The organism is Chromobacterium sp. S0633 (assembly GCF_024158805.1).
Taxonomy (GTDB): domain Bacteria; phylum Pseudomonadota; class Gammaproteobacteria; order Burkholderiales; family Chromobacteriaceae; genus Chromobacterium.
Window position 1 is genome coordinate 25465 of the sequence record NZ_JAMZGH010000019.1, and the last position, 19863, is coordinate 45327.

Sequence of the window (19863 nt, forward strand, 5' to 3'; positions counted from 1 at the left end):
CTCAAGTCGATTGCCGGGCATCCGCGCCGCGCTTGTCCAGCGTTTTCTCGCACTGATGCCGCAATTGGGAAATTTCGCTCAATACCACCTTGATGTCTTCCATCTGCTCCAGCAGCTGCTGTTCCTTGCGTTGCAGGATGCGGATGAATTCGTGCAGCTGCGGCGCGTCGTCGCTGGCCGCGTCGTAGAGCGCGAACAGCTCGCGGATTTCCTGCAGGGACAGGCCGATGCGCTTGCCGCGCAGAATCAGCATCAGCCGCACCCGGTCGCGCCGGCTGTAGATGCGGCGCTGCCCCGCCCGCAGCGGCTCCAGCAATTGCTGGTCTTCGTAAAAGCGGATGGTGCGCGTGGTCACGTCGAACTCCTGCGCCAATTCGGTAATGCTGTAGGTCTGCTCCGCCATCTTCCTCTCCCGCCTCCCCGGCGCCGCCGGACCATTCGCGCAACATTCGCCGTTGCGCTTGTCATTGTTGATTGACGTTAACGTAAACGTCAAGCTATCTTGAATACAGCATAGAGCAAATAGTCGAGGAAACAACATGCAAGCCAAAATCGCAGTGGTGGGCGCCGGCACCATGGGCAACGGCATCGCCCAGGTCTTCGCCAGCCACGGTTACGAAGTGCGCCTGGCCGACGTCAGCCAGGCCGCGCTGGACAAGGGCCTGGCCGCCGTCGCCTCCAGCCTGGCGCGCCTGGTGAAGAAGGATCAGTTGGCCGAGGCCGACGTCCCCGCCATTCTCGCCCGCATCCAGACCACCACCCGCCTGGCCGATCTGGCCGACCGCGACCTGGTGGTGGAAGCCGCCACCGAGAACGCCGCCGTCAAGGAAAGCATCTTCCGCGAACTGGCCGCCGTGGTGCGCCCGGACGCGGTGCTGGCGTCCAACACCTCGTCGATTTCGCTGACCCGCATCGCCAGCTGGGTCAGCCAGCCGGAGCGCGTGGTGGGCATGCACTTCATGAACCCGGTGCCGGTGATGCAGCTGGTGGAAATCATCCGCGCGCTGCAAACCGGCGACGCCGCCTACCGGCTGGTCTACGAATTGAGCCAGGCGCTGGGCAAGACCCCGGTCACGGTCAAGGACGCCGCCGGCTTCGTTTCCAACCGGGTGCTGATGCCGATGATCAACGAGGCCGCTTTCACGCTGCACGAAAACCTGGCCAGCGCCGAGGACATCGACACCGTGATGAAGCTGGGCATGAACCATCCCATCGGCCCGCTGGCCTTGGCGGACCTGATCGGCCTGGACACCTGCCTGTCCATCATGGACATCCTCTACACCGAATTCCGCGACAGCAAATACCGCGCCTGCCCGCTGCTGGCCCAACTGGTGCAGGCCGGCCACCTGGGCCGCAAGAGCGGCAAGGGCTTTTACAGCTACGCCTGAGCCGGCGCCGCCGGCAACGGGCTTTATTCAAGATCAGACGGAGGCAGCACCATGACCCAGGCAGTCCCCACCATCAAATTGCTGATCGGCGGCGAATTCGTCGAATCCCGCAGCGCCGAATGGCGTGACATCGTCAACCCGGCCACTCAGGAAGTGCTGGCGCGGGTGCCGATGGCCACCCAGGACGAAGTCGACGCCGCCGTCAGCGCCGCCAAGACCGCCTTCGCCGGCTGGAAGAAAACCGCCATCGGCGCGCGCGCGCGCATCTTCCTGAAATACCAGCAGCTGATCCGCGAGCACATGAAGGAACTGGCGGCGCTGCTGACCGCCGAGCAAGGCAAGACCCTGGCCGACGCCGAGGGCGACATCTTCCGCGGTCTGGAAGTGGTGGAGCACGCGTCCGCCATCGGCAATCTGCAATTGGGCGAATACGCGGAGAACGTCGCCGGCGGCGTCGACACCTATACCGTGCTGCAGCCGCTGGGCGTCTGCGCCGGCATCACCCCGTTCAACTTCCCGGCGATGATTCCGCTGTGGATGTTCCCGATGGCCATCGCCACCGGCAACACCTTTGTGCTCAAACCGTCGGAACAAGACCCGATGGTGACCATGCGCCTGGTGGAACTGGCGCTGGAAGCCGGCATCCCGCCCGGCGTGCTCAATGTGGTGCACGGCGGCGAACAGGTGGTCAACGCGCTGTGCGACCACCGCGACATCAAGGCGGTGTCCTTCGTCGGCTCCACCAAGGTGGGCACCCATGTGCACCAGCGCGCCAGCCTCAACGGCAAGCGCACCCAGTGCATGATGGGCGCCAAGAACCACGCCATCGTGCTGCCGGACGCCAATAAGGAACAGGCGCTGAACCAGTTGACCGGAGCCGCTTTCGGCGCCGCCGGCCAGCGCTGCATGGCGCTGTCGGTGGCGGTGCTGGTGGGCGAGGCCCAGCAGTGGATTCCGGAGCTGGTGGCCAAGGCGCGCGGCCTGAGCGTGGGCGCCGGCAAGGACAACCCGGACCTGGGCCCGCTGATCTCCTGCGCCGCCCGTGAACGCGTGGCCGGCCTGATCGGCCGCGGCGTGGAAGAAGGCGCGCGCCTGGAACTGGACGGCCGCGACATCCAGGTGGCCGGCTACGAGCGCGGCAACTTCGTCGGCCCCACCATCTTCTCCGGCGTCAAACCGGAAATGAGCGTCTACCACCAGGAAGTCTTCGGCCCGGTGCTGTGTCTGATGGCGGCGGACTCGCTGGACGACGCCATCGCCATCGTCAACGCCAACCCCAACGGCAACGGCACCGCGGTGTTCACCCAGAGCGGCGCGGCGGCGCGCAAATTCCAGGAAGAAATCGACGTCGGCCAGGTGGGCATCAACGTGCCCATCCCGGTGCCGGTGCCGCTGTTCAGCTTCACCGGCTCGCGCGGCTCCAAGCTGGGCGACCTCGGCCCTTACGGCAAGCAGGTGGTGCTGTTCTACACCCAGACCAAGACCGTCACCAGCCGCTGGTTCGACGACGCCGCCAGCGGCGGCAAGGTCAACACCACCATTTCGCTGCGCTGACCGGGAGCCCGCCATGGATTTCGCACTGACCGAAGAACAAATCGCCTTTCAGGACAGCGCCCGCGACTTCGCCGCCAGCGAGCTCGCGCCGCGCGCCGCTGAATGGGACGAAGAGGAAACCTTCCCGCTGGAGGTGATCCGCCGCAGCGGCGAGATGGGCTTTCTCGGCCTGTACACGCCGGAAGCCTACGGCGGCCTGGGCCTGTCGCGGCAGGACTCCGCCATCGTCTTTGAAGAACTGGCCGCCGGCTGCACCTCCACCGCCGCCTATCTGACCATCCACAATATGGTGGCCTGGATGATAGCCAGCTTCGGCAGCCCGGAACTGGCCGAGCGCTGGGTGCCGCGCATGGTCAGCGGCGAGCTGCTGGGCAGCTACTGCCTGACCGAGCCCGGCGCCGGCTCCGACGCCGCCTCGCTGAAAACCCGCGCCGAGCGCAAGGGCGATAGCTATGTGCTCAACGGCTCCAAGATGTTCATCTCCGGCGCCGGCAGCACCCAGGTGCTGGTGGTGATGGCGCGCACCGGCGGCCCCGGCCCCAAGGGCGTGTCCGCCTTCGTGGTGCCGGCGGACGCGCCCGGCGTGCAATACGGCAAGAAAGAGAAAAAAATGGGCTGGAACAGCCAGCCCACCCGCGCCATCACCTTCGACAATGTGGAAATCCCGGCCACCAACCGGCTGGGCGAGGAAGGCCAGGGCTTCGCCTTCGCGATGAAGGGCCTGGACGGCGGCCGCATCAATATCGCCACCTGCGCGGTGGGCACCGCCCAGGCCGCGCTGGCCGCCGCCCAGCGCTATGTGCAGGAACGCCAGCAATTCGGCCAGCCGCTGGCCGAGCTGCAAAGCGTGCAGTTCCGGCTGGCGGACATGCTGACCGAGCTGGTGGCCGCGCGGCAGATGGTGCGGCTGGCGGCGTGGAAACTGGACCAGGCCAGCCCGGACGCAGGCGCTTATTGCGCCATGGCAAAGCGGCTGGCCACCGATTTGAGTTTCAATGTGGCCAACAACGCGCTGCAACTGTTCGGCGGCTACGGCTATCTGAAGGACTTCCCGCTGGAACGCCATGTGCGCGACCTGCGCGTGCACCAGATTCTGGAAGGCACCAATGAAGTGATGCGGATGATCGTGGCGCGCAAGCTGTTGCAGGACGGCGCGCTGGAAACCCTGCGCTGAGCGAAGCCGGAAACATCCCTGATGCTGCGTTGCGCCGGCTCGCCGCGGGGTTTTCCGGCCTCTCTCATCCACACCGAATCCATAAAGGCATACGCTATGAACCACTACGCCCACCTGAACGTGGAAAAACGCGGCCACACCGCCGTGATCACCATAGACAATCCGCCCGCCAACACCTGGAACCGCGACAGCCTGAGCGCGCTGAAGCGGCTGGTGGCGGACCTGAACGCCGACCGCGACATCTACGCGCTGGTGATCACCGGCCAGGGAGAAAAGTTCTTCTCCGCCGGCGCCGACCTCAAGCTGTTCGCCGACGGCGACAAAAAGGTGGCCACCGAGATGACCATGCTGTTCGGCGAGGCCTTCGAGGCGCTGTCCGCCTTCCGCGGCGTCAGCATCGCCGCCGTCAACGGCTATGCGATGGGCGGCGGCCTGGAGTGCGCGCTGGCCTGCGACATCCGCATCGCCGAAGAACAGGCGCAAATGGCGCTGCCGGAAGCCGGCGTCGGCCTGCTGCCCTGCGCCGGCGGCACCCAGAACCTGCCCTGGCTGGTGGGCGAAGGCTGGGCCAAACGCATGATTCTGTGCGGCGAGCGCATCGACGCGCGCACCGCCGAGCGCATCGGCCTGGTGGAAGAAGTGGTGGCCAAGGGCCAGGCGCTGGACGCCGCGCTCAAGCTGGCGGAACAAGCCGCGCGCCAGTCGCCGTCCTCGGTGGCGGTGTGCAAGCAACTGGTGCAGCGCGCGCGGCTGCAGCCGCCGGCTCACAATCTGATCCACGAGCGCGAAGGCTTCATCAAGCTGTTCGACACCCAGGACCAGGGCGAAGGCACTCGCGCCTTCCTGGAAAAACGCGCGCCGCAATGGAAGAACGCCTGACCCTCACCCAAGGACGAATCCGCCATGTCCAACCTGGTACTGTTTGAAGAACTGCCGGTCCGCGGCGGCCAGCGCATCGCCATCGCCACGCTGAACGCGGAAAAATCGCTGAACGCGCTGACGCTGGACATGATACGGCTGCTGGACGCGCGCTTGAGCGCCTGGGAGAACGACGACGCCGTGGTGGCCGTGCTGCTGCGCGGCGCCGGCGACAAGGCCTTCTGCGCCGGCGGCGACGTGCGCTCGCTGCGCGCCGCGCTGCTGGAAGACGGCGAGGTCTATCCCAACCCGCACGCCGTCGCCTTCTTCAGCGAGGAATACCGGCTCGACTACCGCATCCACCGCTACCGCAAGCCGCTGATCGTATGGGGCGGCGGCATCGTCATGGGCGGCGGCCTGGGCCTGATGGCCGGCGCCAGCCACCGCGTGGCCACCCCGGCCACCCGCATCGCGATGCCGGAAATCACCATAGGCCTGTACCCGGACGTGGCCGGCAGCTGGTTCCTGCAGCGGATGCCGGCCAAGCTCGGCCTGTTCCTGGGCCTGACCGGCGCGCCGCTGAACGCCGGCGACGCCTTGCTGTGCAATCTGGCCGACCATGTGCTGCCGGCCGACGGCCAGACCCCGCTGCTGACCGCGCTGCGCGATCTGGCCTGGGAGCAGCCGGCGGAACGCCACCACGGCCTGGTCAGCGCCCTGCTCAACGAGATGGAGCGCGACGTGGCGCTGCCGGAGGCCAACGCCGGCCGCAATCTGCTGGCGGTGCATCAGCTGATGAACCGCGGCAGCCTGGAAGCGGTGGCCGCCGCGCTGCGCGACACCGCCTTTGAAGACCCGTGGCTGGCCGCCGCCGCCAAGAGCTTCGCTCACGGCTGCCCGACGTCCGCCGCCGTCTGCTGGGAAATCTTCCAGCGCGCCAAACACCTGTCCCTGGCCGAGGTCCTGCGCATGGAGCTGGCGCTGTCGGTCAACTTCTGCGCCAAGCCGGACTTCCGCGAAGGCGTGCGCGCGCTGCTGGTGGACAAGGACCGCGCGCCGCAATGGCATTGCCGCGAGCTGGGCGACATTCCGCCGGGCTGGGTGGACAGCCATTTCGATTCGCCGTGGACGGAGGCCGACCACCCGCTGGCCGCGCTCCAATAACAATCGAGGAGAGAGAAGATGCAAACCATCGCCTTCATCGGCCTGGGCAATATGGGCGGCCCCATGGCCGCCAACCTGCTGAAGCAGGGTTATAAGTTGAACGTGTTCGACCTGTCCGCCGACGCGCTGGCCAAGCTGGTCGCCGCCGGCGCGCGCGCGGCCGCCAGCGCCGCCGACGCCGTCCGCGGCGCCGACGCGGTGATTTCCATGCTGCCGGCCGGCCGCCACGTGGAAGGCTTGTACCTGGGCGAGTCCGGCCTGTTCGCGCAACTGCCGGCCGGCGCCCTGGTCATCGATTGCAGCACCATAGACGCCGCCACCGCGGGCAAGGTGGCCGCCGCGGCCGACGCCGCCGGCCTCAAGATGCTGGACGCGCCGGTGTCCGGCGGCACCGCCGGCGCCGCCGCCGGCACCTTGACCTTCATCGTCGGCGGCGCCGCCGCCGAGCTGGAACGGGCGCGGCCTCTGCTGCAAGCCATGGGCAAGAACATTTTCCACGCCGGCGCCGCCGGCGCCGGCCAGACCGCCAAGATCTGCAACAATATGCTGCTGGGCATCCTGATGGCCGGCACCGCGGAGGCGCTGGCGCTGGGCGTGAAGAACGGGCTGGACCCCAAGGTGCTGTCCGACATCATCAGCCAGAGCTCCGGCCGCAACTGGGCCACCGAGCTGTACAACCCCTGGCCCGGCGTGATGGAGAACGCGCCGGCCAGCCGCGGCTACAGCGGCGGCTTCATGACCGAACTGATGCTGAAAGACCTGGGCCTGGCCGAGGAAACCGCGCTGCACAGCCACGCGGCCAATCCGCTGGGATCGCTGGCCCGCAATCTGTACGAGGAACACGCGCAGGCCGGCTTCGGCAAACTGGACTTCTCCAGCATCCTCAAGCACTTCCACCCGCTGGATTGAGTCAGAACGTGTTTACGATCTCGCGAGCTAAGGCGAGACAAGGCGTTGCGGCTGAGAAAGCGGAGTGTACAAGCGCTACATGAGCATTTCGAAGCCGTACTCACCGTGCGACGTCCCACGACACGCAGCAGATCGTAAACAGGTTTTGAGGAAAACCTGGCCCAAGGCCGTAATGGATCAGTGCTTGGCCAGGCCGAAGAAACGCCGGATCTTGTCCACCAGCTCCGCCCGCTGCGGCGAGCCGTGGCCCTCCTGCCAATCCTGCGGCAGCTTGCGGGTGCGCTCGGCCAGGCGTTCCGCCAGAATCGACGAGATCGCCTCGGCCAACTCCTTGCGCGAACTCAGAATGGACTGGAAGGACTCCTTGTCCAGCCGCAAGCACTCCACATTGGAACGCGCGATCACGGTGCCGCTGCGCGCCTCGCCGGTCATCAAGCCCATTTCGCCGAAGAAGTTGCCGCCCTCCAGCACGTCCACCAGTTTGCGGCTGCCGTCCGGCAGGTTCACCCACACCTCCACCTCGCCGCTGAGCATGATGTAGAGCCAATGCGCGACCGCGCCCTGATGCATGATGATGTCGCCGGTGACGAAGGGCGTGAACTTGAGCTGATCGGCCAACACCACCATCTCCTCGTCGTTGAGGCTGGTCAGCAGCTCCACCTTGCGCAGCGCCTGCACCCTCTCCTCCAGGTGCTTTTTCATCCGCGCTTCCATATACTTTTCATTGTCCTTGATGGTCAGCACATTGTAGTGCGGCGAGGACATTTTCAGATTATGGCGGCGCAAGGCGGCGTCGATATGGGTGCGCACCACGGAATCGGTCAGATCGTCGGCGGCGAGATCCGTCAGCCAGTAACGCACCGCGTACTTGCTGTAGCCGTTCTCGAAACCCATCAAAATACAGTTGGGCTCCGGCGACAAGGCCACGCCGGGCAGTTGCGCCTCGCGCAAGGAGCGCTCCACCACGGTGATGATCTGATTGGGCAGCGTGTCCCAATTGATGTTGAACCACACCCAGCGCCGCCATTGCAGCGGGCCGCCCTGGTGCTTGCCCAGGATGGCGAACTGACCCTTCATCAGCTGGCTGTTGGGAATCACCACGGTTTCCCAGTTGCGGGTTTCCACCAGGGTGGCGCGCCAATTGATTTCCACCACCCGGCCGGACAGCTCGCCGGACTTGATCCAGTCCCCCACCTCCACCGAATTGTCCAGTTGCAGCGACAGACCGGCCAGGATATTGCCCAGCGTGTCCTGCATGGAAAACGCCAGCACGCCGGTGATCACCGCCGAGGTAGTGACGATGTGGCTCAGGTCCAGGCCGGCCAGGCGCAAGAGCACCAGGCCCCAGCCCACGCAGCCCAGCACCAGCAGGATGTCTTCCAGAATGCGCGGCGGATGCAGGCGCAGCAAGGGCAGGAACAAGCGCATCAACATCATCGCCCACAGCCGGATCAGCGCCAGGCCCAGCACGATGATGGCCACCTGCTTGATCCACTCCGCCACCGCCTGATCGCCCTGCGGGCCCAGATTGATCACCACCAGCGCAACGGCGGCGGCCAGCAGCGAACGCAGCGTCGACTTGCGGGCTTCCGGCCGCAGCAGATAGAGCAAGGCGGCGCAGGCGGCCGTCAGCGCCACGAACAGCGTCAGACTGTCGTGCCACGCCTGAGGGATCAGCTTTTCCAGCCAGCTAACCGTCGGGGCCGTATCCATGCCGCCTCCGCGATGAAATCTTTGATGGGAAACCGCCGATGGCGGCGCCGCTGCGGCAGGGAAGAGGGGGAAACAACAGGCCGGCCGCTTTTCATTGATAGTCCATCGCGGCGGATAAAAAAAATCCCTCCCGTGTAGGGAGGGCTGCAAGGTATCGGGGAAGTGTAATCGCCGGAGCTGGGGAGCCGCCGGAATCACAGCGCCCTGCTATACCAGTGCAGCGCGCAATTGAATGCTACACATTCCCATAGCATTTAGATATGAGTACATTTACTTAGCAAGCATGTCTCGCAGTACAGGTTCCACATCGTCCGGCGTGGTCAGCCTGCGGATGCGCTCGAACAAGGCGCCGGCCTCGGGCCAGGTGCGCTTGAGCTGCCCCAGCCATTGCTTGGTGCGCGCCACCGGGTAGCGTCCGTCCTCGGACTGGACGCGGCACTGCAGAAACAGGTCCAGCACCCAGGGCTGCATCTCGCTCCAGGGCATGGCTTCGGCGCCGTCCCCGCGCTTGATGCGCAGCGCCAGGTCCGGGCAGGCCACCAGGCCGCGGCCTATCATCACCGTGTCGCAGCCGCTTTGCTCGCGGATGGCGCGGTAATCGTCCAGCGTCCACACCTCGCCGTTGGCCACCACCGGCACCGCCACGCTCTCGCGGATGCGGGCGATCCAGTCCCAATGCGCTGGCGGCCGGTAGCCCTCCACCTTGGTGCGGCCGTGCACCGCCAGTTCCTGCGCGCCGCCGGCTTCCAGCGCCCGCGCGCATTCCAAGGCCCGGCTTTTGTCTTCATAGCCCAGCCGCATTTTGGCGGTGACCGGTATTTCGGCCGGCACCGCCGCGCGCACCGCCTGGACGATCTGGAACAACAGCTCGGGATCGTTGAGCAGGACGGCGCCGCCGCGATGGCGGTTGACAGTGGGCGCCGGACAGCCGAAATTCAGGTCTATGCCCGGCGCGCCCAGGCTGGCGGCCTTGGCGGCGTTCTCGGCCAGACAGGCCGGGTCCGAACCCAGCAACTGCACCCGCACCGTGACGCCGGCGCGGGTCTTGCCGCCGCGCGCCAGCTCCGGGGCCAGCCGCATGAAAGTGCGGGTGGGCAGGAGCGCCGAGGTGACGCGGACGAACTCGGTCACGCACAGATCAATGCCGCCCACCCGGGTCAGCACATCGCGCATCGCCTCGTCCACCAGGCCCTCCATCGGGGCAAGAACCAATTTCATTGCAAACATCGCCGGAAAAAAGGCGAATATTGTACCGCAAAGCGGGGAAAGGCATTCAATGCAAATCGCCATCCGCCAGGCCGGCGCGGAATCCGTCCGCTCCTGGCTGCCCTTGTTTCTGGCTTATCTCGATTTTTATCGTACGGCGCAGCCGGCGGAAGCCTGCGCCGCCTTCCTGGAACAGCGGCTGAGCACGGGCGAAGCGGTGGTCTTCCTGGCGGAAGACGCCGCCGGCGTCCAAGGCTTCGCCCTGCTCTATCCCGGCTTCTCCTCGCTCGCCCTGCGCCCGCACTGGCTGCTGCACGACTTGTTCGTATCGCCGGCCTGCCGCGGCGGCGGCGTCGGCCGCGTATTGCTGGAACGTTGTCAGGCCCATGTCGCCGCGCTGGGCGGCGGCCTCACGCTGCAAACCGCGCACGGCAATCTGAACGCGCAGCGGCTGTACGAACAATCCGGATTTAAACTGGATAGCGAATTCCGGGTCTATGAATGGAGCCCCGGATAAGCCGGGCGCGCCGGAGCTCGCCTTGACGCGCCGCCAAGCGCTGCGGCATCCTTCGCCCCCTTGATGACATTGCCCAATGGAGCCGACATGAAACAGCATCGCGTCATCTTCGACACGGACCCCGGCCTCGACGACGCGGTCGCCATCCTGTTCCTGCTGGGCGCGAGCGCCGACATCGAGCTGCTCGGCCTGACCACGGTGGCCGGCAACGTGGGCGTGGAACTGACCACCCGCAACGCCCGCATCGTCTGCGAATGGGCCGGCCGCGGCGACGTGCCGGTCTACGCCGGCGCCGACCGGCCGCTGGTCCAGCCCTATCAGGGCGCCGAACACGTTCACGGCGCCAGCGGCCTGGACGGCGCGCCGCTGCACGAGCCCGCCATGCCGGTGCGCGCCGAACACGCGGTGGACTTCATCGTGGACACGCTGCGCCGCGAACCGGCCGGCAGCGTCACCCTGTGCCCGGTGGGCCCGCTGAGCAATATCGCGCTGGCCTTGCGCCGCGCGCCGGACATCGCCGCGCGCATCGGCCGCATCGTGCTGATGGGCGGCGGCTATTTCGCCGGCGGCAATATGACTCCGGCGGCGGAGTTCAACATCCACACCGACCCGCACGCGGCCGACATCGTGCTGCGCTGCGGCGCGCCCATCGTGATCTTGCCGCTGGACGTCACCCACCAGGCCACGACCACGCCGGCGCGCGTGGAATGGCTGCGCGGCCTGCCCAATCGCTGCGGCCCGCTGGCGGCCGCGCTGCTGACTTCGCTGGAGCGCTACGATGTGCAAAAGCTGGGCCAGGACGGCGCGCCGGTGCACGACCCCTGCGTGATCGCCTATCTGCTGCGCCCCGAGCTGTTCCGCGGCCGCGAAGTCAACGTGGTGGTGGAACTGGCCGGCCACTACACCACCGGCGCCACCGTGGTGGACTGGCACGGCGAATCCGGCCGCGCGCCCAACGCGCTCTACCTGACCGAGGTGGACGCCGACGGCCTGTTCCAGCTGATGGCCGACGCCCTCTCCCATCTGCCGTAAACCCAAGGAGGCCCCATGAAAATCGCTCCCGGCATTTATCGCCATTACAAAGGCCCGCTCTATGAAGTGCTGGGCACCGCCACCCACTCCGAAACCGGCGAACTGCTGGTGATGTACCGCGCGCTCTACGGCGAGTTCGGCCTGTGGGCGCGCCCGGCCGGCATGTTCGAGGAAAGCGTCGCGCACGAGGGCCAGACCCTGCCGCGCTTCGCCCTGGTCAAGGCCTTCTGAGCGCCGCAATGCGCATTTTCCGCACCGATCAGTTCGCGCTGCCGCTGCCGCCCGGACACCGTTTCCCGGCGCAGAAATACGCCTTGCTGGCGCAGGCGGTGGCCGGCTTCGCCGCCGAGGCGATGGACGCCGCGCCGGCGGCCAGCCGCTACGAGCTGGCGCTGGCCCACGACGACGCCTACCTGGACAAAGTGTTCAACGGCGCGCTCAGCGCCGCCGAGCAGCGCGAGATCGGCCTGCCCTGGAGCCCGCAGCTGCTGGAACGCAGCCGCCGCTCGGTGGGCGCCACCATCGCAGCCGCCCGCTGGGCGCTGACGCGTGGCTGCGGCGTCAACCTGGCCGGCGGCACCCACCACGCCGGCCGCGCGATGGGCAGCGGTTTTTGCGTGTTCAACGATATCGCCGTGGCCGCGCGACTGATGCTGGACGAAGGCCTGGCCCGCCGCGCGCTGGTGCTGGACCTGGACGTGCATCAGGGCGACGGCACCGCCGCCATCACCCGCGGCGACGCGCGCATCTTCACCTTCTCCATGCACGGCGCCGGCAATTTCCCCTTCCGCCGCGAAGCCGGCGATCTGGACATCGAACTGCCGGACGGAACCGGCGACCAGACCTATCTCGCCGCCCTGGCCGAACACCTGCCGCGCCTGTTCGCCGCCGATCCGGACCTGGTCTTCTACCTGGCCGGCGCCGATCCCTACGCCGGCGACCGCCTGGGCAAGCTGGCGCTGAGCCGGAACGGCCTGGCCGCGCGCGACCGCATGGTGCTGGAAGCCTGTCGCCAGTCCAAGGCCGCCGTCGCCGTGGTCATGGGCGGCGGCTACGCGGTGCCCATAGAAGACACCGTGGCGATCCAGACCGAAACCGTGCGCCTGGCCTGGCAAATCTTCGGCGCCGAGGGACAGATCGCCCGCCCCGGCGCGACTCATACACACCCACCCCGTCAATGGAGTCCGACATGAAAACCGCAACCTTCGCCGGCGGCTGCTTCTGGTGCATAGAAAGCGCCTACAATCGCCTGGCCGGCGTCCACAGCGCCGTATCCGGCTATACCGGCGGCCCCGGCGCCCACCCCAGTTACAAGGAAGTCTGCGCCGGCCGCAGCGGCCACGTGGAAGCCGTGCAAATCCGCTACGATCCCGCCCAGATAGACTACGACACCCTGCTGCGCGCCTTCTTCGCCCTGCACGACCCCACCACCCTCAACCGCCAGGGCAACGACGTCGGCCCGCAATACGCGTCGGTGCTGTTCTATCACGACGAGGAACAACGCCAGGCGGCGGAGCGCATGATAGCGGAGCGGGCCGGCGATTACCCGGCCCCCATCGTCACCCGGCTGGAGGCCGCCGCGCCCTTTTATCCGGCTGAAGACTATCACCAGCAATACTTTGATCAACATGGCCACGAACCCTATTGTCAAATGGTGGTTGCGCCAAAATTGGCCAAGTTTCAGCAATATTTTTCTGTTTATTTGAAGAAATAAGCCACACCCTGCCAGGGGCGAGCCCAGCTCCCGGCTTGGTTCGCGCGCCCCGGGCATCGCCGCTATAATCCGGCTCAGTAGCGGCGATGCCCAGATTGGCTGCGCGCCGGACGAACCCAATCTCCCCATGGCAGACAAGCACAGCATCATCACTGCATTCCGCACCGCCCTCACCCGTCACCTGGACCTGTTGCGCACCGCCTCCCCGCGCGGACGCCTGGCCTGCGCCGTGTTGTGGCTGCTCACCTTCGCCCTCTTGCTGGGCCAATCGGTGGCGCTGGACCTCAACCAGCAGCATCAGGAGCACCAGCAGGTGCACGGCCTGATTCTCTCCAGCCTGCAAACCCGGCTGCAGGAAAGCGAGATGCTGCAACAAAGCGTGGTCGACATCGTCGATCAGGAAAACAGCCTGCGCGAACAACGCATCCGCCTCTTGGTGGAATCGCTGGCACGCGAACAGCCGCAGCTCTACTTCATCGGCTACCAGCCGCTGGTCAGCCACGCCTACCGCCGCGAATTCGAGCGCATGCGCAGCCAGCTGCAAGGCCAGCCCTACCGCATCCGCGACTACCAGCACCAGCAGGACAACGCCTGGGACCAGCAGCAAGCCTGGCGGTTGGCGGCCAAACGGCCGCGCTACCTGCCGCTGAGCATGGCCGAACCCGGCCTCGCCTCGGACGACTGGCGCGAAATGGGCCTGGACCTGCTGGCCGACAGCGTGCTGGCGCCCACCGTCCACCGCGCGATGGGCCAGGGCGAGGCGGTGTCCCCGGTGCTGCGCCTCAACAACGGCAAACAGGGCCTGGCCTTCTTCTCCGCCGTCTACAACACCGAAGCGCCGTCCCCGGTGCCGCTGGTGCGCAGCGAACAGACCGCCGGCATGGTGGTGCAAGTGCTGTCCCTGGACAGACTGGTCAGCCTGACCCCCAATATGGCGACGCGCTACAGCGTGGCGCTGCAACGCAAAGACAGCGCGCCCAGCGGCTACGACCCGCTGATCTACCGCCACCAACAGCAGGACCGGCCCGGCTGGCTGGCACAATGGCTGCTGCCGGCGCTGGAAATCCGCAAAAGCCTGGACACCCCCTATCTGCCTTACGAACTGACGGTGCGCCGCCAGCTCAGCTTCGACCGCACCGCGCCGCTGGAGCTCTTGCTCAGCGCCCTCTTCTCCATGGTGCCGGCCTACCTGCTGCTGATCATCCTGGCGTTGCTGGCGCAAAACCGCCAGGCGCAGGAACAGGCGCAAGACCGGCTGCACCGCGAACGCGAATACGCGATGGTGGCGCTTAGCGGCATCAGCGACGCGGTGATCAGCATCGACATCGACCTGAGCATCCGCTACCTCAACCCGGCGGCGGAAACCCTGCTCGGCCTGAAGGCGCTCGACGCCGCGCAACGCAAGCTGCACCAAGTGGTGAGGCTCAACTACGAATTTGCGCGCCAGGTGGAAGAAGACCCGGTGCACAAGGCCATCCAGCGCCGCGAAACCGTGCTGCTGGGGCAAAACTGCTACCTGATACGCAGCGACGGCGAAAAACTGCTGATCGAAGGCTCGGTGTCCCCACTGCCCGGCCGCGACGGCCGGCTGATGGGCGCGGTGCTGACCTTCCGCGACACCGCCCCCATCCGCCGCCGCATGCTGGCGGCGCTGGAAGCCAGCGAAACCCGGCTGCGCCAGCACGAAATGGAGCTGGCCCGCGTCGCCCGCATCAACACCATGGGCGAAATGGCCTCCGGCATCGCCCACGAGATCAACCAGCCGTTGTCCGCCATCATGAGTTACTGCCAGGCCGGGCTCAGCCTGCTGGAAGACGAAGAACCGGACATGGCCATGCTGCGCCGCGCGCTGGACTCCTCCGTCACCCAGGCCAGCCGCGCCGGCCAGATCATCCAGCGCCTGCGCGAGTTCGTGATCAAGAAAACCCAGCAATTCAACCCCATAGACCTGAACCAGGTGGTGGGCAATGCGCTCAACCTGCTGGAATACGAACTGAAAACCCACGATATTCATATTGAGCAGAATATTTGCCACGACCTGCCATTGGTCTACGCTGACAACATACAACTGGAACAAGTGGTGCTGAACCTGATGCGCAACGCGCTGGACGCCATGGAAACCGTCGCCCCCTGGGGGCGGCTCAGCATCGCCACCAGCCTGAACGGCCGCTGGATCCGGCTGAGCATAGGCGACAACGGCGCCGGCATCGCGCCGGAATTGCTGGACCGCATCTTCGCGCCCTTCTTCAGCACCAAGGCCAGCGGCATGGGATTGGGCCTGGCCATCTGCCAGACCGCCATAGAAGCGTTCGGCGGCAAGCTGAGCGCGCGCAATAAATCAACCGGCGGCGCGGAATTCATCATTGAACTGCCGCAACGGGACGCGCCGCCGTCAACGGGGTAACCGGCAGGAGTCAAAAACACAATGCAAAACACCACGCCAACCGTCTACATCGTCGACGACGACCCAGCCGTGCTGGACTCGCTGGCCATGCTGATCGCCGCGCAAGGCATGCGCACCGTCACCTTTCCCAACGCGATGGAGTTTCTCGCCCACTACGGCGGCAACGACATCGCCTGCCTGGTGCTGGACATCCGCATGCCGCAAATCACCGGCCTGGCGCTGCAAGAACAGCTGATCGACAAAAACGTGACCCTGCCCATCGTCTTCATCACCGGCCACGGCGACATCGAACAATGCCGCCGCGCCTTCCAGACCGGCGCCATCGACTTTCTGACCAAGCCCATAGACCAGGCGCGGCTGATAGAAAGCCTGCGCAAAGGCATACGGCTGAGCATTCTGCAACACCGCAAGGAAGAGGAAACCCAGGAAGTGATGGGCCTGCTCGCCCGCATCAGCGGCCGCGAGCGCGAAGTGCTGGAACTGGTGGCGGACGGCATGTCCAGCAAGGAAATCGCCCGGGTGCTGGACCTGTCCCCGCGCACCATAGAAGTACATAGGGCCAACCTGTTCAACAAACTCGGTGTAGACTCTCTGGCGGACCTGGTGCGCTTCTACCTGAAAGCGCTGGAAGCCACCGGCAAGAAACCCAACGACGACAGTTTTTTGAACGATACGCCCACCCCTTACTGAAACAACGCCATGGAACGACTGTTCAAACACGTCTGCCTGGTGGCGCGGCACAGCAAGCCCGCCATCGTTGAATCCCTGCGCCAGCTGGCCGACCACCTGTCCGCCTCCGGCGCCACCGTGCTGATCGACAAGGACAGCGCCACCCAGCAGGAAGCCGGCCCGCACGCGCTGATAGACCGCAACGACATGGGCAAGCTGGCCGACATCGTCATCGTGCTGGGCGGCGACGGCACCATGCTGTCCATCGCCCGGCTGCTGGCCCCCTACCGCGTGCCGCTGATCGGCATCAACCAGGGCCGGCTGGGCTTCATGACCGACATCCCGCTGCACGAGATGCTGGACTCCGTGGACGCCATCCTGCGCGGCGACTTCGTGCCGGAAGACCGCATCCTGCTGCAGGCCGCGGTGATACGCGAAGACGCCGAAGTGGCCAACGCACTGGCCTTCAACGACGTGGTGTTCAGCCGCGGCGCGATGGGCTCGATGATAGAGTTCGAAGTCTTCATCGATAACCAGTTCGTCTACAGCCAGCGTTCGGACGGCCTGATCGTCTCCACCCCCACCGGCTCCACCGCCTACTCGCTGGCCTCCGGCGGCCCCATCCTGCACCCCACGCTGCAGGCCATCGCCCTGGTGCCCATCTGCCCGCAATCGCTGAGCAACCGCCCGATCGCGGTCAACGACTCCTGCGAAGTGGAATTCATGCTCACCCGCGGCCTGGACGCACGCGTGCACTTCGACGGCCAATCCCATTGCGACCTGATGGAAATGGACCGCGTGCTGATCCGCCGCTACCGCAACCCGCTGCGCATCCTGCACCCGGTGGGTTACAACTACTACGACATGCTGCGCCACAAGCTCCACTGGGGCGAGCGCCTGCTCTGACACCTGACGCGAACACCTCATGCTCCTATCGCTGACCGTTAAAGACTTCGTCATCGTCGACAGCATCTCGCTGGACTTCCAAGCCGGCTTCACCGTGCTCACCGGCGAAACCGGCGCCGGCAAATCCATTCTGCTGGACGCCCTGAGCCTGCTGCTGGGCGACCGCGCCGAAGGCGCGCAAGTGCGCGAAGGCGCGGAGCGCGCCGAGATCACCGCCGAATTCGACACCCGCGGCCGCCCTGAAATCGACGCCTGGCTGGACGAAAACGGCCTCAACGGCGACGACGACGTGCTCCTGCTGCGCCGGCTGCTGGACAAATCCGGCCGCTCGCGCAGCTTCGTCAACGGCCAGGCCGCCACCCTCAGCCAGCTCAAGCAGCTGGGCGAATTCCTGGTCGACATCCACGGCCAGCACGCCCACCAATCGCTGATGAAGGCGGACGCCCAGCGCCAGCTGCTGGACGCCTACGCCGGCTCCGTCGCGCTGGCCCGCGACGTGAACAAGGCCTGGCAAGACTGGCAGACCGCCCGCCGCGCCCGCGCCGACGCCGAACGGCTGTCGCGCGAATCCGAAGTCGAGCGCGAACGGCTGAATTGGCAGATCAACGAACTGAGCGAGCTCAAGCTGCAGCCGGACGAATGGAGCGCGCTGAACCAGAGCCACTCCCGGCTGGCCAACGCCGCCGAACTGGCGCAAAGCGCCCAGCTGGCGGTGGACACCCTGTCCGAGATGGACAATAGCTGCCTGACCATGCTGTCCCAGGTGCAAACCCGGCTCAGCAAGCTGGCCAATCTGGACCCGCGGCTGGCGGACACCCTGTCGCTGCTCGACTCCGTGGACGCTGAGTTGCGCGAAGTGGTCTACAGCCTGCGCGACTACGCCAGCGACATCGACGAAAATCCCGGCCAGCTGGCCGAAGTGGAAGGCCGGCTGGAAGCGCTGATGAGCACCGCGCGCAAATACCGGGTGCAACCGCAAGACCTGCAGGAAAAACTGGACGACTGGCAGCAACAGCTGCAAGCGCTGGAAGCCTCCGCCGACATCGAAGCGCTGGCGCTGGCCGAAGCCTCCGCGCTGGCGCGCTACCGCGCGCAGGCCGAGGCCCTGTCCGGCAAGCGCCGCCAGGCCGCCAGCGAGCTGTCCGCCCGCATCGGCGCGGAAATGCAGCACTTGGCGATGAGCGGCGCGCGCTTCGCCATCGAACTGGCCGCCCTGTCCGAACCCGGCGCCCACGGCCTGGAGTCCATCGAATACCTGGTGGCCGCCAACGCCGGCACCAGCCTGCGCCCGCTGGCCAAAGTGGCCTCCGGCGGCGAACTGTCCCGCATCAGCCTGGCCATGCAAGTGGTGATCAGCCAGGTGGCCAGCGTGCCCACGCTGATCTTCGACGAAGTGGACGTCGGCATCGGCGGCCGCGTCGCCGAAGTCATCGGCCACATGCTGCGCCAGCTGGGCCAGCGCTACCAAGTGCTGTGCATCACCCACCTGCCCCAAGTGGCCTCCTGCGGCAGCCATCACTGGCAAGTCAGCAAGAGCGAGCACAAGGGCCGGGTCAAGAGCCGCATCGAGCCGCTGAACAGCGAGCAGCGGGTACTGGAAATCGCCCGCATGCTGGGCGGCGTGGAGCTGACCCAGACCACGCGCGAGCACGCGGCGGAAATGCTGGCGTCAAATGCGCCGGCCCTATAGGGTCTGTTAACGCTTGTTTTGCAGCTGCGCTGGCCGAGAAAAGCCCACACTGCCCTCCTGGCAGCGCAGCAAAGGGCTTTCCCCGGTCAACCCTCCGGGCTCGCCCTCAGCCGACGCTTCGCTTTGTCGGCCGCCTCTGGCAGTGAAGGCACTGCGGCGAGGCGACCTTCGCGCCTGGCATTCGGCTGAGAACGAACGCGGCCGCAAAATAAGCGTCATCAGACCCTAGGCAAAGCCGGCAAGACCCGCTAGAATTGCGCCCTCTTACCGAATTGGGAAGCGTGGCCGAGTGGTTTAAGGCACTGGTCTTGAAAACCAGCGATGGGAAACCATCCGTGGGTTCGAATCCCACCGCTTCCGCCAAAATAAATAGCCCAAGCCTATGCTTGGGCTATTGCCGTTTCGGGACCTCTACCGCGTGGACTTTAACTTTCCAGCCCACTCCCAGCGGGCAAAATCTTGCCCTCTTCCACAATGCCCTCCTTGCTGCTGAACACCAAAGCACCCTGTCACGGCTCTTTGATGATGGCCCTGTTTCAAAGGCTCCACTTCTTCAGCTGTCCAAAATAAATAAAGCCCAGTTATAACCGGGCTCTATGCGGCGAGGGACCAAATACATTCTTGACAGAAGGCTAATTTTCCAGCTCCATGGAATAGTCACTATTTCTTACTTTTGCCTTGTTATTATTTTCTATTTTTTTATTCGCAAAACTCCACATTTCTTTTAGGCTTTCCTTAAAGAAATAACCATCCTCCTTAGAATCGTATTTACAATTTCTAATTTTACTGTTTCGCCACAACCAGATTTCACTACTGCCCATATCAGAAAAAGCAGTCAATGTCTGAGCCACCGAGTTGGCAACCCCAACACATACCCCATATCTTTTGGACGTGGCCGCATCCATTTCCTTCGCACCAGCCACTATCGAAAATAACATCAGAGCACTTCCTAAAAGCAAAAACCG

At 65.6% G+C, this 19863-nt stretch carries 19 protein-coding genes and 1 tRNA gene; 16 read left to right on the forward strand and 4 right to left on the reverse strand.

What is annotated here, in order from left to right:
- Window position 1: 1 nt before the first annotated feature.
- Window positions 2-403, reverse strand: coding sequence for a MerR family DNA-binding transcriptional regulator (locus NK214_RS12440; protein ID WP_019101375.1), 402 nt, complete (start codon window positions 401-403; stop codon window positions 2-4).
- A 136-nt stretch (window positions 404-539) separates the two neighbouring features.
- Here NK214_RS12440 and NK214_RS12445 point away from each other — a divergent pair, with 136 nt between their 5' ends.
- From NK214_RS12445 to mmsB, 6 genes are all read left to right on the forward strand, one after another.
- Window positions 540-1388: a 3-hydroxybutyryl-CoA dehydrogenase gene (locus NK214_RS12445; protein ID WP_166450735.1), complete on the forward strand. Its 849-nt coding sequence runs from the start codon at window positions 540-542 to the stop codon at window positions 1386-1388.
- Window positions 1389-1439: 51 nt separating this feature from the next.
- Complete coding sequence (locus tag NK214_RS12450) at window positions 1440-2942, forward strand: CoA-acylating methylmalonate-semialdehyde dehydrogenase (protein ID WP_227108169.1); 1503 nt, start codon at window positions 1440-1442, stop codon at window positions 2940-2942.
- Between the two features lie 13 nt (window positions 2943-2955).
- A complete protein-coding gene (locus NK214_RS12455; RefSeq protein ID WP_253314643.1) occupies window positions 2956-4116 on the forward strand; it encodes an acyl-CoA dehydrogenase family protein in 1161 nt (386 codons plus the stop codon).
- Between the two features lie 96 nt (window positions 4117-4212).
- Window positions 4213-4995 (forward strand): enoyl-CoA hydratase, encoded by a 783-nt coding sequence (locus NK214_RS12460; protein ID WP_107799241.1) that lies wholly within the window; start codon window positions 4213-4215, stop codon window positions 4993-4995.
- A 24-nt stretch (window positions 4996-5019) separates the two neighbouring features.
- Entirely contained in the window at window positions 5020-6138 is a 1119-nt protein-coding gene (locus NK214_RS12465; RefSeq protein ID WP_107799242.1) for an enoyl-CoA hydratase/isomerase family protein, read from the forward strand.
- Window positions 6139-6156: 18 nt separating this feature from the next.
- Complete coding sequence (gene mmsB, locus NK214_RS12470) at window positions 6157-7047, forward strand: 3-hydroxyisobutyrate dehydrogenase (RefSeq protein WP_253314644.1); 891 nt, start codon at window positions 6157-6159, stop codon at window positions 7045-7047.
- A 177-nt stretch (window positions 7048-7224) separates the two neighbouring features.
- On the opposite strand, the gene NK214_RS12475 is transcribed toward mmsB, so the two are convergent.
- Both NK214_RS12475 and NK214_RS12480 read right to left on the reverse strand, forming a co-directional pair.
- The gene (locus tag NK214_RS12475) at window positions 7225-8760 is read right to left on the reverse strand and encodes a mechanosensitive ion channel family protein (RefSeq protein ID WP_107799244.1); all 1536 of its coding nucleotides are present in this window, start codon (window positions 8758-8760) and stop codon (window positions 7225-7227) included.
- A gap of 270 nt (window positions 8761-9030) precedes the next feature.
- The gene (locus tag NK214_RS12480; RefSeq protein ID WP_107799245.1) at window positions 9031-9978 is read right to left on the reverse strand and encodes a tRNA-dihydrouridine synthase; all 948 of its coding nucleotides are present in this window, start codon (window positions 9976-9978) and stop codon (window positions 9031-9033) included.
- Between the two features lie 58 nt (window positions 9979-10036).
- Here NK214_RS12480 and NK214_RS12485 point away from each other — a divergent pair, with 58 nt between their 5' ends.
- The 10 genes from NK214_RS12485 to NK214_RS12530 all read left to right on the forward strand — a co-directional run bounded on the left by NK214_RS12485 (window position 10037) and on the right by NK214_RS12530 (window position 19261).
- A complete protein-coding gene (locus tag NK214_RS12485) occupies window positions 10037-10483 on the forward strand; it encodes a GNAT family N-acetyltransferase (protein ID WP_253314645.1) in 447 nt (148 codons plus the stop codon).
- An 87-nt stretch (window positions 10484-10570) separates the two neighbouring features.
- Entirely contained in the window at window positions 10571-11515 is a 945-nt protein-coding gene (locus NK214_RS12490; RefSeq protein ID WP_107799247.1) for a nucleoside hydrolase, read from the forward strand.
- Window positions 11516-11530: 15 nt separating this feature from the next.
- Entirely contained in the window at window positions 11531-11746 is a 216-nt protein-coding gene (locus tag NK214_RS12495) for a DUF1653 domain-containing protein (protein ID WP_043593565.1), read from the forward strand.
- A gap of 8 nt (window positions 11747-11754) precedes the next feature.
- A complete protein-coding gene (locus NK214_RS12500; protein WP_253314646.1) occupies window positions 11755-12708 on the forward strand; it encodes a histone deacetylase in 954 nt (317 codons plus the stop codon).
- Window positions 12705-13229 carry a peptide-methionine (S)-S-oxide reductase MsrA gene (msrA, locus tag NK214_RS12505; RefSeq protein ID WP_253314647.1) on the forward strand — a complete coding sequence of 175 codons (525 nt, stop codon included), beginning with the start codon at window positions 12705-12707 and terminating at the stop codon, window positions 13227-13229. The genes NK214_RS12500 and msrA overlap by 4 nt, the downstream gene beginning before the upstream one ends.
- Before the next feature lie 127 nt (window positions 13230-13356).
- Window positions 13357-15633: an ATP-binding protein gene (locus tag NK214_RS12510; protein WP_253314648.1), complete on the forward strand. Its 2277-nt coding sequence runs from the start codon at window positions 13357-13359 to the stop codon at window positions 15631-15633.
- Window positions 15634-15654: 21 nt separating this feature from the next.
- A complete protein-coding gene (locus NK214_RS12515; RefSeq protein WP_019103053.1) occupies window positions 15655-16323 on the forward strand; it encodes a response regulator transcription factor in 669 nt (222 codons plus the stop codon).
- Window positions 16324-16332: 9 nt separating this feature from the next.
- The gene (locus NK214_RS12520; protein WP_107799251.1) at window positions 16333-17208 is read left to right on the forward strand and encodes an NAD kinase; all 876 of its coding nucleotides are present in this window, start codon (window positions 16333-16335) and stop codon (window positions 17206-17208) included.
- A 19-nt stretch (window positions 17209-17227) separates the two neighbouring features.
- Window positions 17228-18898 (forward strand): DNA repair protein RecN, encoded by a 1671-nt coding sequence (recN, locus tag NK214_RS12525; RefSeq protein ID WP_253314649.1) that lies wholly within the window; start codon window positions 17228-17230, stop codon window positions 18896-18898.
- A 275-nt stretch (window positions 18899-19173) separates the two neighbouring features.
- Window positions 19174-19261: transfer RNA gene (locus NK214_RS12530), tRNA-Ser, on the forward strand.
- A 269-nt stretch (window positions 19262-19530) separates the two neighbouring features.
- Here NK214_RS12530 and NK214_RS12535 read toward each other — a convergent pair.
- On the reverse strand, window positions 19531-19836 hold the full coding sequence (locus NK214_RS12535; RefSeq protein ID WP_253314650.1) for a hypothetical protein: 306 nt from the start codon (window positions 19834-19836) through the stop codon (window positions 19531-19533).
- Window positions 19837-19863: the final 27 nt, after the last annotated feature.